Origin of the sequence: Enterobacter cloacae complex sp. 677-3DZ2D5B, assembly GCF_004136695.1 — a bacterium.
Taxonomy (GTDB): Bacteria; Pseudomonadota; Gammaproteobacteria; order Enterobacterales; family Enterobacteriaceae; genus Enterobacter; species Enterobacter hormaechei_C.
Genome location: NZ_QFLS01000020.1, coordinates 27,372 through 43,449 on the forward strand (window position 1 = coordinate 27,372; position 16,078 = coordinate 43,449).

A 16,078-nucleotide genomic window follows, 5' to 3' on the forward strand; every position below is an offset into this window, starting at 1 on the left:
TTAATGAGACTTTTTATTGCAGAAAAACCGTCTTTAGCAAAGGCTATTTTTGAAGGACTGGGCGGAAATCCCAATACAGAAAAGAAAAACGGCTATTTTGAACACGGTTCTGATGTCGTTACCTGGTGTTATGGTCATATGCTGGAGCTTTACGACCCACAGGATTATGACGACAAATATTCCAACTGGCGTTATAGTGATTTACCCATTAAAGCGGTTTATCCGCCAAAATATAAAATCAAGCCTGAATCAGAAGCACAGACCCGCATTATTTTGTCTCTTATCGATAAAGCCGACAGCATCGTTCATTCAGGCGACCCCGATGATGAAGGATGTTTGCTGGTTGATGAGATTCTGGGTTATGCCGGAAACAAGAAACCCGTCCAGCGACTGCTTGTTGCCGACCTCAACCTTGCGCCAGTGCAAAAATCACTGTCGAATTTACAACCTAACGATAAATTTCGCGGTATGACGTTAAGCGCCCTGGCGCGTTCCCTGTGCGATCAGGGTTTTGGCTATAACATGACGCGGGGATGTACATTAAAAGGCCGTGAGAAGGGCTATGACGGCGTTCTGAACGTTGGCCGGGTACAAAGTGCCGTTCTTGGTCTGGTGAACATGCGCACGCTGGCGAACCAGAATCACACAGAAAGCTTTTATTACGATGTATTCGCCAGTCTGTCGATGAACGGGCATCAGATTAAGGCGAAATATCAGACAACAGACGACGATCAGATAGACGAGAAAAAACGCCTGATCTCCGAAGCTCAGGCCGCGCATATTGCCGGACGTGTTACGGGTAAGGATGCTATTGTTACTATCGCGACGACAAAGCCGGAAAATAGCAAGCCTCCGCTTCCGCTTAACCTTTCCACGCTTCAGCAGCTCTGCGCAAAGCGATTTGGTTATTCTGCAAAAGATACGCTCGATGTGATGCAGGGGCTGTATGAAACTCACAAGCTTCTGACCTATCCACGTTCTGACAATCGCTATCTTTCAGATGAGCATTATTACCAGGCCGGAGATATTGCCACTGCTATAGCGGCCACCGTACCCGAACTGGCGTCTGCGATCGTAGATATGGATAAAGGCCAGAAACACAAAGCCTTTAATGCCAGTAAGATTGAGGCGCACCACGCCATCATCCCGACGACAAAAAGCGGAGCCGGTATTCAGCTTAATGAAAAAGAGCGGAACGTTTATAACCTGGTGTCCGTCTACTTTATCGGGCTGTTCTACCCGGATGCGATCCGCAACAAGACGAAAATCCACTTTGATATTAAGGGGGATACCTTTACGGCCACACAGAGCGTTCTGGTACAAAAGGGCTGGGAAGCGCTGGGTAAGGATAGTGATGACGAGGACGAAACCGAAGATGCCGGAACGGACGGTTTTGACCTTTCATTGCTGAAATTTAATGACAGCGGCCTGTGTGAATCGGCAGACGTGGACAAGAAAAAGACTACACCACCTCGCTATTTCACAGAGTCAACGTTACTGGCCGCCATGACGAGTGCGGCAAAATTCATTGATGATCCGGCTCTCAGAAAGGCGCTGGAAGCGAAAGACGAGGGCAGCAGTGATCGTGGCAGTATCGGAACGGAAGCCACCCGCGCGGGTATTCTTGAGAAACTGGCGGCAAATACCGGGCTTATCTCCATCGAAAAAGAAAAGGGGTATTCGGAGCTGGTATGGAAAACCACAAAACAAGGCCAGGAGTTTTGCGCTGCACTGCCTCCTGAAATCACTAAACCGGATATCTCCGCTCTGTGGGCTGAAAAGCAGTCTCAGATCAAAGCCGGAGAGCTGACAGTTGAGGAGTTTATTAAGGAAAATGATGAGTACGTCCAGGGGTTAATCGACGAGCTGGACAGGAACGGAATTTCGATTTCTTCAAATGCCACGCCCTGCCCGGTTTGTAACAACGGTTTCCTGCGTAAGCGTAAGGGGCAAAATGGCTTTTTCTGGGGATGCTCCTGCTACCCTGAATGCAAGACAACATTCCCGGACAAAGACGGCAAACCGGATATGGAAGCAAAATCCAGATCAGAAGGTTCCATGTCCCGGCTCGAAGCCCCCTGCCCTTCATGCAGTAAAGAAATTATTATCCGGCCTAAAGGCTTTTTCTGTTCCGGGTGCGAGTTTAAAATCTGGTCTGAAGTGTCAGGAAAAAAACTGACACAAAATCAGGTTGAGACATTAATCAAAAAAGGTAAAACCGGAGAGATTAAAGGCTTTACCAGTAATAAAACCGGGAAAAAGTTTGACGCTGCAATTGTTTTGCAGGATAAAACTACGGGTAAACTTGGGTTTCAGTTCAGTAAAAAATAAGGATTAACTCGATGAGTGAAAATGAAACGTTTGACGCAACAAAAAAGCTACTCCTGAATATTCGCTCTGTTCGTGTTTTTGCGCGAGAAACCAGCTTTGAACAACTGCTGGAAATGCAGGAAAAGCTTAACGCCGTGATCGAAGAACGTCGTGAAGAAGCAGAGCGTGAGGCAGCAGAACGCGCAGAGCGCGAAAGAAAGCGCCAGGAACTGCTCCAGTTGATTGCCGGAGAAGGTTTTTCACCGGAAGAACTGCTTGGCCTGTCCGAAGATGCGCAAAAAACACGCAAAAAGACGTTGCCAAAAGCGCCGCCTAAATATCAGTTTGATGAAAACGGCGAAACGAAATACTGGTCTGGTCGTGGCCGGACACCAAAACCAATCGACGAAGCGTTAAAAGCTGGCCGTTCTCTTGATGAGTTTCTCATCAAAAAAGATGCTTCCAGCACTGCTGGTGACGAACAGTAATCTAACAAGCCTCTGACACTGCGTCAGAGGCTTTTTTTTAGCAAAAAGGGCGCGGGGGGTTATGGTGAAGAAATCTTTGGATATCTTCGCGGGGATAAGGGAAGTAGTCTCTGATATCTTTGGTTTCTAACTTACCAGTGCAGTGATACGTCTGAAAATAGATCCACTCTGCTATTGTTTTGTAGATGTGATTTCCCATGTTCGCGCTTTGAGAACCATACTGCATGACTTGTGCATCCAGGTCATTACACATCTCCGGCGGAGTGAGTACATGATATGTCCTGCATAACAGCGGGCGGTAATTGTAGATTGAGCATGTTCCCTTCTCAGACAAAAACGGACATTTTGACTCATGCCCGGTCGTAAGCGGGTTGTCTCTGGCAGTAAGTTTACTTGCTTGTGCAATATGTGTTGCCTCAAGCGCGGTTAAATGAACATCCATTTTACAGCACGAAGAGCACCCCTTTTGACAGGAGGTAAACGTGCTCACAAATTCTTTGTTAAAACGATCCAAAAAGGCGTACATCTGTTTTAACTTGAGGTAAATATTACCGGATTGAGTATTGAGTTTATTTATGAGTGCCTTTAACTCATCGAAATACTTATCAGGTACGGGTTTCAGATTGGTATAGCCGGGTAATGTTTCGCCTGGCTCCAGGTGGATCACTGAGTTAGGTTTGATATCCATTGCTTTTGCTTCCTATATTCTTCTCGCGCTGGTTGTTCATTTGACACTAAAACAAGCGTCATACAATGGCAAGGTGTCAAGCCCAGCAGTAAATCACGCTTGCCAGCAAACCAGTTTCCTGCAGCCGGTTTGGCCGTTGATTTTTGCCAGCAATATTACCCGCTCGATGCCCGCCCTGGGCGTGAAATTGCCAGCAAAAAAGATTGCCGCTATCAAAGGTGTGGTTTATATTATCTGTATCGTACGATACAGATAATGGAGAAGCTTAATAGATGACTGAAAAAATCACTGACGAGGAACTGGTAGATTTGTTGGAGGCGCTCAAAAGAGCACATGGTATGGGCGTTTGTTCAAAGGCGGTTAAGCTGGCACAGCGTTGCGCTGATGTGTTCCCTGCTATTGTTGCAGAGTTACAGGAATATCGGAACGCCGCTAAGCGAACTTCAGCATGACAAGAGCCACGGAACGCGCTTACAGCGAGCTACAACAGGCGTTTGATTTCTATAACCAGCGCCTTTTTGACGGCGAACTCCCTGACTGTCTGATTACGTTCCAGCGCGGCAAGAACACAATGGGCTATTTCAGTTACAGGCGCTTTGTTGCTGCTGACGGCAGCGGCAGGATGATTGATGAAATCGCCCTCAATCCTGAATACTTCCCGGTGTACCCGCTTATTGAAGTCATGCAAACGCTGGTTCATGAGCAGTGCCATATGTGGCAGTACCACTACGGCAACCCGTCGCGTAAGACGTACCACAATGCGCAGTGGGCGGCAAAAATGGAAAGTATCGGACTTATGCCCTCCTCCACCGGGAGACCTGGTGGTGCGAAAGTCGGCCAGAAGATTAATGACTATCCGATCCCTGGTGGCCGCTTCCAGCGCGTCACACTGGAACTGTTCCAGGGGCAATTTGCTTTGAGCTGGTTTGATCGCTTCCCTGTCCAGGTCGAACAACAAAAAGATATGACCGCCGTAATAGAGCAATGGCGCGAAACGCTTGCTCTGGCGCATCAAAATGCTGAGGCCGGGATTGATATAGAAGCGGTGCTTTCTATGGCTCTGCTGCCGTCAGTGTCACCGCAGAACGGGAGCCATTCAGATGATATGGCCGGGAGCAATGACAATGATTTGTCAGTTGCAGCATTTGAGGACAAGCCAAAACGAAATAAAGTTAAATATCAGTGTCGCGGGTGTGGCGCTGCCGTGTGGGGCAAAGCCGGACTGAATATTGAATGCGGCGATTGCGAGCTGGCTTTCATCGAAAATTAATTGCCAGCAAATTTTCCCGGTCACATCTGTTGGCCAGTGTTTTTTGCCAGCAAAGTTTCTTCCCGGGTTCGCGCCGGCAGCGCAAAAATGACAGCAAAAGAGGGGTATCATGGGGCATTACACAATCAGAACGAATGACGACGAAGATCAGGCCATTAAAAAGGCGCAGGAAGCGACCGGACAGGCATCAGCCAGCAAAACCTTTATGACGGCTATCCTTGAGCTTCAGCGTAACAGAGACGAGATGGCGCAGCTACGGCGTGAACTGGCGCAGGAAAAAGCGCGGAGTCAGGAGCTGGTATCATCGGTAAAACAATTCCGTTCCAGCCTGAACAATCTGTTTGATCTGGCTGACAACCCTTAAATAACAAGGAGCGAAACGTGCATACCACAAATGCGATTATCCTGTGCCTGGTGTCATATCCCTGCATCGTTGCATGGGTTATCTATAAAAACAGATTTGTCGATTACTTGTTTTTAACTCTGCTTGCTTGTTTGGGGAGCATTTTTTCAGTCGTATTGTATAAACAGCCCGACTACTCATTGACCATATATCAGGCCGTTGCTGTCGGCTATGCTGCCGTGATCATGCCAACGGTGTTAGTTTTGAGTGTCGTTAATATCTTCATGGGAAAAGCAGAGAGAACGTGCAAATGAATACACTGGCTGCACTGGAAAATACGTTTCGTGATATGAGAAAGCATGGCTGCCAAACAGTCATGGTCACGCAGTCTTTAGCTGATTTTGGCCGCTACAGCTATAAACCGCGCCCTGCATTTCAGGACTGGATCGAACGGCTGAAGACTGGCGAACGTCTGCCGCGAGGCCGTTACTTTGTTGGCAAGAAGCCTGGTGGCCGCCTGGTGCTCATTGATGAATTGGGGGGAACATGGACAGAAAAAGTAACAGTGATTCATACCAACGCTGGATGATAGAGAAGGCTGACAAAAGGGAAAGGACGCAAATCAGTATGTCGTTCGTAAAGATGAAGGACGTACTTTTTAACGTGCTGGCTATCGGTACTGTTTTAGCAGCCCTGGTGGTGATCTTTTATGAAGTGCAAAGCAGCTTATAAATTGATGGCCGTTGACAATGAATGTCATACTACCTGACCGGGCAATGCCGGAAGATTTCTTTCACGGGTGATGGTTTGTGATCCCGGCATTGTTCCGGCGCTCTCTCGTAAATTCTCGCGCCCAATCCCCCTCGCAAAACCTCAGAATTCACGTAACGCACCGCGATTTCGGCAACCATCAACCCTAACGTCCTTATGTTGTTGGGTTTGCCGCAGAACAATTTATTCATTTAAAATAGATTTAAACGAAGCGGGAAACCGCAGACGTAAAAAAACCGACTGGTGAGGTCGGCTTTTTTACGGTTCCGGTGCGAGCTGGTAACTCAGCCCGGAAGGGAAACTCTCTACAACTGACAATAGTATGATAATCCGTGAAGCCTGATTATGCAATATGACGGGCAGTGACTGTGCGTTAACGGTTTGCCTGAACGTTAGATAAACGTATAATCAGAGGGTTAGCTCTGTGGTGAGTCTCTCCCTGCATTCCGCTAAATGCGGCATGAACAGGTTCAAAGTCCTGACAGGTAATACAGGTGGTGCTGGTTATCTGTGCTCTGGCAGGAGTGAGACTCTCTACAACTGACAAGACGAAGAGAAGCCGTGGTGACAGGCAGTGTAAGAGCAAGCCACGGTGTCTTTACTCCATTTATGGAGAAAACGGATGATTAACCTGTTAATCATCGTTCTGAGGGCGGTAGCGGCGCTTGCAAACGCGCTGATTGCCATTCTGGAACTGATCCGCCAGTTCATCGACTAATGAACACGGAAACGTAATTAAGGCCGGAGGAACACCACCTCCGGCCTTTAATAAAAATATAGTTTAGTTACAACATTCACTAGTCTGTACTAACCACCACACACCTGACCTTCTGCGCACAAGTTACCTTTAATCACTCCTAAACAGGCATTTCATGAAACTCCCCTGTTCTTGCATCGGTAACAGGGGTCTGACGCTCAGTGGAACGAAAACTCACGTTAAGCAACGTTTTCTGCCTCTGACGCCTCTTTTAATGGTCTCAGATGTCCTTTGGTCACCAGTTCTGCCAGCGTGAAGGAATAATGGCCGAGCATATTGATATGTCCGTGGCAAAGCGGGGAGAGGCGTGCGATATCTTCATCATTCAGTGTTTCACCCTGCGCCCGGAGATGATCCAGGGCTGCCTGCATATAAATAGTGTTCCATAACACGACGGCGTTAGTGACCAGCCCCAGTGTGCCCAGTTGATCTTCCTGACCGTCGGTATATCGTTTTCTTATCTCACCTTTTTGACCGTGACAGATGGCTCTGGCAACGGCATGGCGACTTTCTCCCCGATTAAGCTGGGTCAGAATGCGCCGGCGGTAATCTTCATCATCAATATAATTAAGCAGATACAGCGTTTTGTTGATGCGCCCCACTTCAATGATTGCCTGAGTCAGTCCGGAAGGACGTTCACTTTTCAGCAATGAACGGACCAGCACTGAAACCTGTACTTTGCCCAGCTTCAGGGAGCCAGCGGTCCGGATCATTTCGTCCCACTGAGGGGTTCTAGGGATTTTCCGTCCAAAAACGACAAAGTGCTCTGGAGGCCCCGCCGTCTGTGGCCTCCAGAGGGGTATTACTTTTTTCGAGATCCCTATTTGGGCTCTGTTTGAGTAAGATTTAGTCTTTTTGGGCTAAATCCATGGCATTCGAAGAACGTGTCCAAATCTTGTCCGAGGCAGAACAAGATGAGTTATATGGACCCCCCGCTTTCACCTCCGCCGACCAACGCTTCTTTTTCTCGCTGAACGATAAGGAACTGGCGATCGCTAAAAGCCTCCGTCATCGGGGCCAGCGTTACATGCTGGTGGTACTGCTGGGCTATTTCAAAGCCAAGCCGGTGGTGCTGAATCCCGGCTTTCATCAGATCAAGCAGGACCTCAAATACGTTTATCAAACCGTTCTACCAGGCCCAGGCTGTAGACCCTTTAATCTCACGCCAAAAGAGAACGAACGGATTTACCAACGTGTTTTCCAGCTCTGCAACTACCAGCGCTGGAATGTCAAAGACCATGGAGCGGCGTTGAGAGATTACTTATCCCAGCAAGCCAGAGCCTGGACAGCGCCTAGGCACCTCTTCGATGCGGCCAATGAATATTGTTCGGGGCAGAAGATCGCAATCCCTGCCTACAGCACGCTGCAAAAGATCATCAGTCAGGTGGTGGGAGACGAACAGGAACACATGGCCGCGCACCTTGAGCGTGCAATGTCACGCGGTCTTAAGCAAGCACTGGCGGAGCTCGTGAACGGCACAGGTCCACTGCCGTTCCGACAGTTGCGACAATCGGCTCGTAACTTCACCGGAACCGAGTTGGAGAAAGAACTGATTGTCTATCGCCATATCCAGCATTGGATGCCGGAAGTGGATCTGCTGTTGAGCACGCTATCACTGTCGCAGAAAAATCTGCAACACCTGGCAGAGAAAGTCGACTACTACGGTGCCAAACTGAAACGTCAAACCGTAGGCAGCCAATGGCTGTATTTATTGTGCTATCTTCAAACGCGATGGCAGCAAGCGCTGGAACGTATTGCCGATGGCTTTGTGCATCATGTCAGACAGACCAAACAGAAGGCAAAGGATTATGCGCAGGAAGCGGTGTTTAAGGATTGGCAAAAAGCAGCTAAAAATGTCAGCAAGGCAGCTGAAGTACTGCACCTGTTCATTGATGACAGCATTGATCTGCAACTACCGTTTGCAACAGTAAGACAGCAAGCACTGAGCCTGCTGACCAAAAGGGATCTGGAATCTGTATGTCTCTTCCTGAACGAGCAGCGACGATCGGTCGATGAAGCCATGTGGCAGTACTGCGACGAGAAAGAAAGTCTGCGGAAAGGTTTGCTGCGAGAGTTGTTCCTATGTCTGCGCTTCGAAGGCTGCGACGGCACCCAGCACTTAGCGGCCGCCTTGGCGAAAACACAAAACGAACTCAACGGCCAGGACGCTCAGTTGCAAACTGCCGACACCAGACTCCTTTCCAAAAAATCACGTGAATTCCTGCTGGATGGTGAAGGGAATATCCTGATCGATCGTTATGAGTGGTTCCTCTATCAACAGATTCCTGATCGCCTGAATGGCCAGCTGACGCTGCCTGATATCACTAAATACCGGGCACTCGACGCCGACCTGATCGACGGGGAACATTGGCGAAAAAACAAATATACGCTGCTTCAACAGAGCCATTTTACAAAATTAGCGGAGGAGCCTGAAAAGCTGATCAAACAGATGGCCATGGAATTGGATACCCGTTTGTACGAAGTCGGCGAATATCTTGAACAGGAAGACAACCGGAATATCATCTTGCGTAATCCGCAGGGTAAACGCTTCTGGCGCCTGCCTTCGGCCAGCAAACATCATCTGGTCAACAATCCCTTCTTCCAGCAAATTCCCACAACGGGGATTGCGGATGTACTGCGCATGGTTGATCGTGACACCGGTTTCATTGACTGCTTCGCTCATGTGCTGGGTTCCCAATCCAGAAGCCGTTCCCATGAATATGACCTGTTGGCAATTCTGGTCGGCAATGCAACCAATCAAGGCATTTACGGCATGGCACAGATCTCTGATCGTACCTATGATCAGCTCAGCACTATCCAGGCGAACTATCTTCGCCTGGAAACATTGAATGCTGCTAACGACAACATCAATAACGCGACAGCCAAGCTACCCATCTTCCGGTACTACAACATCCAGGAAGATGTGATCCACGCCAGTGCCGATGGTCAAAAGTTCGAAGCCCGGCGCGAGACCTTCAAAACCCGTTATTCGTCGAAGTACTTTGGCACTCAAAAAGGTGTTTCTGCCATGACCTTGATCGCCAATCACGCTGCGATCAACGCCAGAGTGATCGGCGCCAACGAACATGAATCGCACTACATCTTTGATTTGTTGATGAGCAATACGTCAGACATCATTCCGGATGTGCTCTCAACCGATACCCATGGGGTGAACCATGTGAACTTCGCGTTACTGGATCTGTTCGGATACCAGTTTGCCCCACGCTATGCCCAGGTTGGCAAAGTGATCAATGACATGTTTGATGTCAAGGAAGACAAAGAACACCGAATTCAGCTGTGCTTAAAAAAGCCAATCAATACCCATCGTATTGCGCAGCACTGGGATACCATCCAACGGATTGCAGTATCACTTAAGCAGCGGAAAACAACGCAAGCCACCTTGGTGAGAAAGCTCTCGGAGTACAAGCGCAATCACCCGCTGCTGGAAGCCCTGACGGAATACAATCGCCTGGTGAAAGCGAATTATCTACTGTGCTACATCGATGATGCCAGTTTAAGAAACTATGTTCAGCGCGCGCTGAACCGGGGAGAGGCCTATCACCAACTGCGTCGGGCCGTGAGCAGCGTCAATGGGGATCAGTTCCGGGGCAGTTCAGACGAAGAAATCCAGCTATGGAATGAGTGCGCTCGCCTGGTCACCAATGCCATCGTTTACTTCAACTCCAGGATACTCAGCCAGCTGTTGACCAGCTTCGAATACCAAGGAGATACCAAGAGAATAGATATCGTCAAACAGGCATCCCCTGTGGCCTGGCACAACATTAACCTCAAGGGGACTTACCACTTCGAATTGAGCGAAAAATTGCCAGATCTGGAGGAGCTTATGCGCTCAATCGAGGGATATTTACCCGTCAGCGAAAAGTAATACCCCTCTGGAGGCCACGGACGGCGCGGCCTCCAGAGCACTTTGTCGTTTTTGGACGGAAAATCCCTAGAACCCCATTATCTAAAAATACTTAATTGTCTTTTAACGTCGCTAAATTTTAAATAAATAAGTGAAGAGTGTTAGTGGAGCCACTGATTTAAAGTTGGCAGAGTAAAACTTGAAGTGCGACATAAACCACCTAATTAATTTAAAGGGTTTATGGAGTATATAAAATTGTCATACCATCATCTTAACTTTGAAGATCGTACTGCATTAATGCTTGAGTCAAGAAAAGAAGGCTTTTCAGCCAGAAAATTTGCTGAACTCATTAAAAGACATCCTAGTACGATCTATCGTGAGCTTAAAAGAAATAGCATCAATGACGTTTATCAAGCTCGATATGCTTCTGATAACACCTTCGCTAGACGTAGACGTGGTCACAGAAAACTCAAAATCGATTCAATCCTCTGGAAATTTATTGTTGAAGCGATCCGTTGTTTATGGTCTCCTCAGCAAATAGCAAAGCGTTTAAAGACATTTCCTGATTTGGATCAAACAATGAATGTAAGCCATACAACGATTTATTCAACGATACGAGCATTACCAAAGGGTGAGTTGAAAAAAGACTTATTATCCTGTCTACGTCATGAAAATAAAAAGCGAAAAGCTAACGGTGAACCTAAAAAAGATTCTATATTACAGGATATTAAAACTATTCATGAGCGCCCAGCCGAAGTTCAAGAAAGAAAAATACCGGGTCATTGGGAAGCTGATTTAATTAAAGGTAAAGACAATAAAAGTTCGATAGCAACACTTATTGAACGAAATACACGGCTCTGTATCTTGGCAACATTACCTGATGCAAAGGCAGAATCAGTGCGCAAGGCTTTAACTGAAGCTCTGAAATATTTACCTGCAGAACTGCGTAAAACGTTGACCTATGACCGTGGACGTGAGATGTCAGAACATAAAATACTCGAAGAAGATTTAGGCATAGATGTATATTTCTGTGACCCACATTCACCCTGGCAAAAAGGCACATGCGAAAATATGAATGGTTTAATTAGGCAATATTTACCTAAAGGGATTGATTTAAATCAGGCAGATCAGCATTATTTAAATCAAGTTGCCATGTCACTGAATACTCGTCCTAGAAAGGCGTTAGATTGGCTTACACCATTAGGGAAGGTGCGAATAAGCGGGGAAATTCTTCTCGGCTGACTCAGTCATTTCATTTCTTCATGTTTGAGCCGATTTTTTCTCCCGTAAATGCCTTGAATCAGCCTATTTAGACCGTTTCTTCGCCATTTAAGGCGTTATCCCCAGTTTTTAGTGAGATCTCTCCCACTGACGTATCATTTGGTCCGCCCGAAACAGGTTGGCCAGCGTGAATAACATCGCCAGTTGGTTATCGTTTTTCAGCAACCCCTTGTATCTGGCTTTCACGAAGCCGAACTGTCGCTTGATGATGCGAAATGGGTGCTCCACCTTGGCCCGGATGCTGGCTTTCATGTATTCGATGTTGATGGCCGTTTTGTTCTTGCGTGGATGCTGTTTCAAGGTTCTTACCTTGCCGGGGCGCTCGGCGATCAGCCAGTCCACATCCACCTCGGCCAGCTCCTCGCGCTGTGGCGCCCCTTGGTAGCCGGCATCGGCTGAGACAAATTGCTCCTCTCCATGCAGCAGATTACCCAGCTGATTGAGGTCATGCTCGTTGGCCGCGGTGGTGACTAGGCTGTGGGTCAGGCCACTCTTGGCATCGACACCAATGTGGGCCTTCATGCCAAAGTGCCATTGATTGCCTTTCTTGGTCTGATGCATCTCCGGATCGCGTTGCTGCTCTTTGTTCTTGGTCGAGCTGGGTGCCTCAATGATGGTGGCATCGACCAAGGTGCCTTGAGTCATCATGACGCCTGCTTCGGCCAGCCAGCGATTGATGGTCTTGAACAATTGGCGGGCCAGTTGATGCTGCTCCAGCAGGTGGCGGAAATTCATGATGGTGGTGCGGTCAGGCAAGGCGCTATCCAGGGATAACCGGGCAAACAGACGCATGGAGGCGATTTCGTACAGAGCATCTTCCATCGCGCCATCGCTCAGGTTGTACCAATGCTGCATGCAGTGAATGCGTAGCATGGTTTCCAGCGGATAAGGTCGCCGGCCATTACCAGCCTTGGGGTAAAACGGCTCGATGACTTCCACCATGTTTTGCCATGGCAGAATCTGCTCCATGCGGGACAAGAAAATCTCTTTTCTGGTCTGACGGCGCTTACTGCTGAATTCACTGTCGGCGAAGGTAAGTTGATGACTCATGATGAACCCTGTTCCATGGCTCCAGATGACAAACATGATCTCATATCAGGGACTTGTTCGCACCTTCCTTAGAGAAATTTGCTCAGCTTGTTGATTATCATATGGCTTTTGAAACTGTCGCACCTCATGTTTGAATTCGCCCCATATTTTTGCTACAGTGAACCAAATTAAGATCATCTATTTACTAGGCCTCGCATTTGCGGGGTTTTTAATGCTGAATAAAAGGAAAACTTGATGGAATTGCCCAATATTATGCACCCGGTCGCGAAGCTGAGCACCGCATTAGCCGCTGCATTGATGCTGAGCGGGTGCATGCCCGGTGAAATCCGCCCGACGATTGGCCAGCAAATGGAAACTGGCGACCAACGGTTTGGCGATCTGGTTTTCCGCCAGCTCGCACCGAATGTCTGGCAGCACACTTCCTATCTCGACATGCCGGGTTTCGGGGCAGTCGCTTCCAACGGTTTGATCGTCAGGGATGGCGGCCGCGTGCTGTTGGTCGATACCGCCTGGACCGATGACCAGACCGCCCAGATCCTCAACTGGATCAAGCAGGAGATCAACCTGCCGGTCGCGCTGGCGGTGGTGACTCACGCGCATCAGGACAAGATGGGCGGTATGGACGCGCTGCATGCGGCGGGGATTGCGACTTATGCCAATGCGTTGTCGAACCAGCTTGCCCCGCAAGAGGGGCTGGTTGCGGCGCAACACAGCCTGACTTTCGCCGCCAATGGCTGGGTCGAACCAGCAACCGCGCCCAACTTTGGCCCGCTCAAGGTATTTTACCCCGGCCCCGGCCACACCAGTGACAATATCACCGTTGGGATCGACGGCACCGACATCGCTTTTGGTGGCTGCCTGATCAAGGACAGCAAGGCCAAGTCGCTCGGCAATCTCGGTGATGCCGACACTGAGCACTACGCCGCGTCAGCGCGCGCGTTTGGTGCGGCGTTCCCCAAGGCCAGCATGATCGTGATGAGCCATTCCGCCCCCGATAGCCGCGCCGCAATCACTCATACGGCCCGCATGGCCGACAAGCTGCGCTGAGCCATGGCTGACCACGTCACCCCCAATCTGCCATCGCGCGATTTCGATGTGACAGAGGCGTTTTATGCGAAGCTGGGCTTTGCGACGAGTTGGAAGGATCGCGGCTGGATGATCCTGCAGCGCGGCGGTTTGCAGCTCGAATTCTTCCCCTATCCTGACCTCGACCCAGCTACGAGCTCGTTCGGCTGTTGCCTGCGGTTGGATGATCTCGATGCCATGGTGGCATTGGTGAACGCGGCGGGAGCCGAGGAAAAAAGCACCGGCTGGCCGCGCTTCAAAGCTCCGCAACTGGAGGCGAGCGGCCTGAGGATCGGCTACCTGATCGATCCCGACTGCACGCTGGTGCGGCTGATCCAGAACCCCGACTGACCGCATGCCCGCGAAAATCAAGATTTGCGGGATCAGCACACCCGAGGCGCTCGATGCGACCATCGCGGCGCGGGCGGACTATGCCGGGTTGGTGTTCTATCCAGCGTCGCCCCGTGCGGTTACGTCGAATGTCGCGGGCGCTTTGACATCGCGCGCAGCTGGCCAGATCGCCATGGTCGGTTTGTTCGTCGATGCGGATGATGCTGTCATCGCCGACGCACTGGTGGCAGCCAAGCTGAACGCGCTGCAGCTGCACGGTTCGGAATCGCCCGAACGCGTGGCCCAGTTGCGCGCGCGGTTTGGCAAGCCGGTGTGGAAGGCGCTGCCCGTCGCCAGCGCCAGCGATGTCGCACGCGCCGCAGCCTATGCCGGGGCGGCGGACTTGATCTTGTTCGACGCCAAGACCCCCAAAGGCGCGCTGCCCGGCGGCATGGGGTTGGCGTTCGACTGGTCGCTGCTGGCCGGATATCGCGGTGCCTTGCCGTGGGGGCTGGCAGGCGGGCTAAATCCGACGAATGTTGCCGAGGCGATTGCGCGCACCGGAGCGCCGCTGGTCGATACCTCCAGCGGCGTCGAAAGCGCGCCGGGCGTCAAGGATACCGACAAGATTACCAATTTCGCCTTTGCGGTGCGCTTGGCCTAAATCGCGTCGATCAATAGGCGTCGTTCAGCGCAAAGATCGGCTTGCGGGTGCGCCACTGCCCTCGGGTGAAGTCGGGAAAATCTAACGTGCGATTGCCCTCAGCAATCGATTGTTCCGACAGAGGCGTGATCGCGCTCCAGGCCAGCGCGTCGTAAATGTCGATTGGCATCGGGGCCTTGGCCTTCAGCGCCTCGACAAAAGCGTGGATCACGAACCAGTCCATCCCGCCATGCCCGGCCCCTGCCGCCAGATCGGCGTAGCGTTTCCATAGCGGGTGATCGTATTTCGCAAACCAGCCCTCGGCAGGCTCCCAGCGGTGCGGCTGTGGGCTCTTGCCCTCCAGATAGATCGACTTGTTGACGTCCATCCACAGCCCCTCGGTGCCTTGCACCCGAAAGCCGAGAGAATAGGGGCGCGGCAGCGAGGTGTCGTGGCACAGCATGATCGTTTCACCATTAGTGCAGCCGATCATGGTGTTGACCACATCACCCAGTGCGAATTTCACCTCGGCGTTGGGATGATCGGCAGAGCCGTTCTTGACGACATAATCATGCAGCCCGCGCGCCTTACAGCCGAAGCCGCCAGCGCCCGCTTCGCCCGGCAACGCGACCTTCAGGGTGCGGGTCTGCGGCGGGTAGCACACGCCGGCATCGGCGCAGCCCTGGTACTTCACGGTCAGGGTGGTCGCGCTCGCGCCGGCCGCGGGCGTGCCGGTGAGGGTGCCGAGCAATTCCTTGCGGTAGGTTTCGACGTCGCCGAAGAATTCGTCGCGGTAGGCCTTGCCCTTCGGCAGCGCCATGGTCGCGCCGGTGAAGGCGGCATCGGCCTTGACCGAGGTGCGGTGCCGGTACAGGTAATAGCCGTCGGCGATCCGCCAGCGCACCTCGATGCGGTCCGGCGCGGTGGCCTGCGCGGACAGGACGAAGACCTCGTCGACCGGCGGCAGTTCGAAGTCCTGGGCGACGGCCGAGGTCGCGGGCAGCGCAAGCAGCAGGGCGAGCCCGGCCAGCCAGCGGCGCAGGCGGATCGTGGATGCGGTCATTGGCTCAGTTTACCGGTCGGCTCTCGGCGGCCAGCCATTGCAGGTATTCGGGCAGGCCGGACGCGGCTTCGACCGCGAGCAGCTCCGGGAGTTCGTAGGGATGCAGTTGGCGCAGGCGTTCCTGCAGGGCGGGGGGCACTGTTGCAAATAGTCG

17 protein-coding genes and 1 pseudogene are annotated in these 16,078 nt (G+C 51.0%); 13 read left to right on the top strand and 5 right to left on the bottom strand.

What is annotated here, in order from left to right; all coding sequences use genetic code 11:
• Positions 1-3 precede the first annotated feature (3 nt).
• Both topB and DD597_RS22785 read left to right on the top strand, forming a co-directional pair.
• Positions 4-2,331, top strand: coding sequence for a type IA DNA topoisomerase (topB, locus tag DD597_RS22780; RefSeq protein WP_004199098.1), 2,328 nt, complete (start codon positions 4-6; stop codon positions 2,329-2,331).
• Positions 2,332-2,342: 11 nt separating this feature from the next.
• Complete coding sequence (locus DD597_RS22785; protein WP_001293458.1) at positions 2,343-2,798, top strand: H-NS family nucleoid-associated regulatory protein; 456 nt, start codon at positions 2,343-2,345, stop codon at positions 2,796-2,798.
• Positions 2,799-2,835: 37 nt separating this feature from the next.
• Here the strand turns inward: DD597_RS22785 and DD597_RS22790 are convergent, their stop codons facing one another.
• Complete coding sequence (locus DD597_RS22790; protein ID WP_000351937.1) at positions 2,836-3,486, bottom strand: YkgJ family cysteine cluster protein; 651 nt, start codon at positions 3,484-3,486, stop codon at positions 2,836-2,838.
• A 272-nt stretch (positions 3,487-3,758) separates the two neighbouring features.
• Between DD597_RS22790 and DD597_RS22800 the strand changes: the two genes are divergently transcribed.
• From DD597_RS22800 to dqlB, 6 genes are all read left to right on the top strand, one after another.
• The gene (locus tag DD597_RS22800; RefSeq protein WP_023408316.1) at positions 3,759-3,938 is read left to right on the top strand and encodes a hypothetical protein; all 180 of its coding nucleotides are present in this window, start codon (positions 3,759-3,761) and stop codon (positions 3,936-3,938) included.
• The gene (locus tag DD597_RS22805) at positions 3,935-4,756 is read left to right on the top strand and encodes a SprT-like domain-containing protein (protein ID WP_000196235.1); all 822 of its coding nucleotides are present in this window, start codon (positions 3,935-3,937) and stop codon (positions 4,754-4,756) included. Before DD597_RS22800 ends, DD597_RS22805 begins: the two co-directional genes overlap by 4 nt.
• Positions 4,757-4,865: 109 nt before the next feature.
• The gene (locus DD597_RS22810; protein ID WP_000510385.1) at positions 4,866-5,120 is read left to right on the top strand and encodes a hypothetical protein; all 255 of its coding nucleotides are present in this window, start codon (positions 4,866-4,868) and stop codon (positions 5,118-5,120) included.
• A gap of 17 nt (positions 5,121-5,137) precedes the next feature.
• On the top strand, positions 5,138-5,413 hold the full coding sequence (locus DD597_RS22815; protein ID WP_000557557.1) for a hypothetical protein: 276 nt from the start codon (positions 5,138-5,140) through the stop codon (positions 5,411-5,413).
• Positions 5,410-5,688, top strand: coding sequence for a hypothetical protein (locus DD597_RS22820; RefSeq protein ID WP_001093608.1), 279 nt, complete (start codon positions 5,410-5,412; stop codon positions 5,686-5,688). The genes DD597_RS22815 and DD597_RS22820 overlap by 4 nt, the downstream gene beginning before the upstream one ends.
• An 804-nt stretch (positions 5,689-6,492) precedes the next feature.
• Entirely contained in the window at positions 6,493-6,588 is a 96-nt protein-coding gene (gene dqlB / locus DD597_RS25295; RefSeq protein ID WP_000609145.1) for a DinQ-like type I toxin DqlB, read from the top strand.
• 251 nt (positions 6,589-6,839) lie between these two features.
• Here the strand turns inward: dqlB and DD597_RS22830 are convergent.
• Positions 6,840-7,352, bottom strand: a pseudogene (locus tag DD597_RS22830) (Tn3 family transposase); the annotation flags it as partial.
• A 143-nt stretch (positions 7,353-7,495) separates the two neighbouring features.
• Between DD597_RS22830 and DD597_RS22835 the strand changes: the two are divergent.
• Positions 7,496-10,513 (top strand): Tn3-like element IS3000 family transposase, encoded by a 3,018-nt coding sequence (locus DD597_RS22835; protein ID WP_004199413.1) that lies wholly within the window; start codon positions 7,496-7,498, stop codon positions 10,511-10,513.
• A gap of 219 nt (positions 10,514-10,732) precedes the next feature.
• Positions 10,733-11,734 (top strand): IS30 family transposase, encoded by a 1,002-nt coding sequence (locus tag DD597_RS22840; protein ID WP_023408311.1) that lies wholly within the window; start codon positions 10,733-10,735, stop codon positions 11,732-11,734.
• Positions 11,735-11,842: 108 nt separating this feature from the next.
• Here the strand turns inward: DD597_RS22840 and DD597_RS22845 are convergent, their stop codons facing one another.
• On the bottom strand, positions 11,843-12,823 hold the full coding sequence (locus DD597_RS22845) for an IS5-like element IS5 family transposase (protein ID WP_000019402.1): 981 nt from the start codon (positions 12,821-12,823) through the stop codon (positions 11,843-11,845).
• A gap of 234 nt (positions 12,824-13,057) precedes the next feature.
• Here DD597_RS22845 and DD597_RS22850 point away from each other — a divergent pair, with 234 nt between their 5' ends.
• From DD597_RS22850 to DD597_RS22860, 3 genes are read left to right on the top strand one after another with little or no spacing between them, the layout of a single operon-like run.
• On the top strand, positions 13,058-13,870 hold the full coding sequence (locus DD597_RS22850; protein WP_023408309.1) for a subclass B1 metallo-beta-lactamase NDM-5: 813 nt from the start codon (positions 13,058-13,060) through the stop codon (positions 13,868-13,870).
• A gap of 3 nt (positions 13,871-13,873) precedes the next feature.
• Positions 13,874-14,239, top strand: a complete 366-nt coding sequence (gene ble / locus DD597_RS22855) for a bleomycin binding protein Ble-MBL (RefSeq protein WP_004201167.1) — start codon at positions 13,874-13,876, stop codon at positions 14,237-14,239.
• Between the two features lie 4 nt (positions 14,240-14,243).
• Positions 14,244-14,882, top strand: coding sequence for a phosphoribosylanthranilate isomerase (locus DD597_RS22860; protein WP_004201168.1), 639 nt, complete (start codon positions 14,244-14,246; stop codon positions 14,880-14,882).
• Between the two features lie 10 nt (positions 14,883-14,892).
• On the opposite strand, the gene DD597_RS22865 is transcribed toward DD597_RS22860, so the two are convergent.
• Together DD597_RS22865 and cutA are read right to left on the bottom strand one after the other, a co-directional pair.
• The gene (locus DD597_RS22865; protein ID WP_004201169.1) at positions 14,893-15,924 is read right to left on the bottom strand and encodes a protein-disulfide reductase DsbD domain-containing protein; all 1,032 of its coding nucleotides are present in this window, start codon (positions 15,922-15,924) and stop codon (positions 14,893-14,895) included.
• Between the two features lie 4 nt (positions 15,925-15,928).
• Complete coding sequence (gene cutA, locus DD597_RS22870; protein WP_023408307.1) at positions 15,929-16,063, bottom strand: divalent cation tolerance protein CutA; 135 nt, start codon at positions 16,061-16,063, stop codon at positions 15,929-15,931.
• Positions 16,064-16,078: the final 15 nt, after the last annotated feature.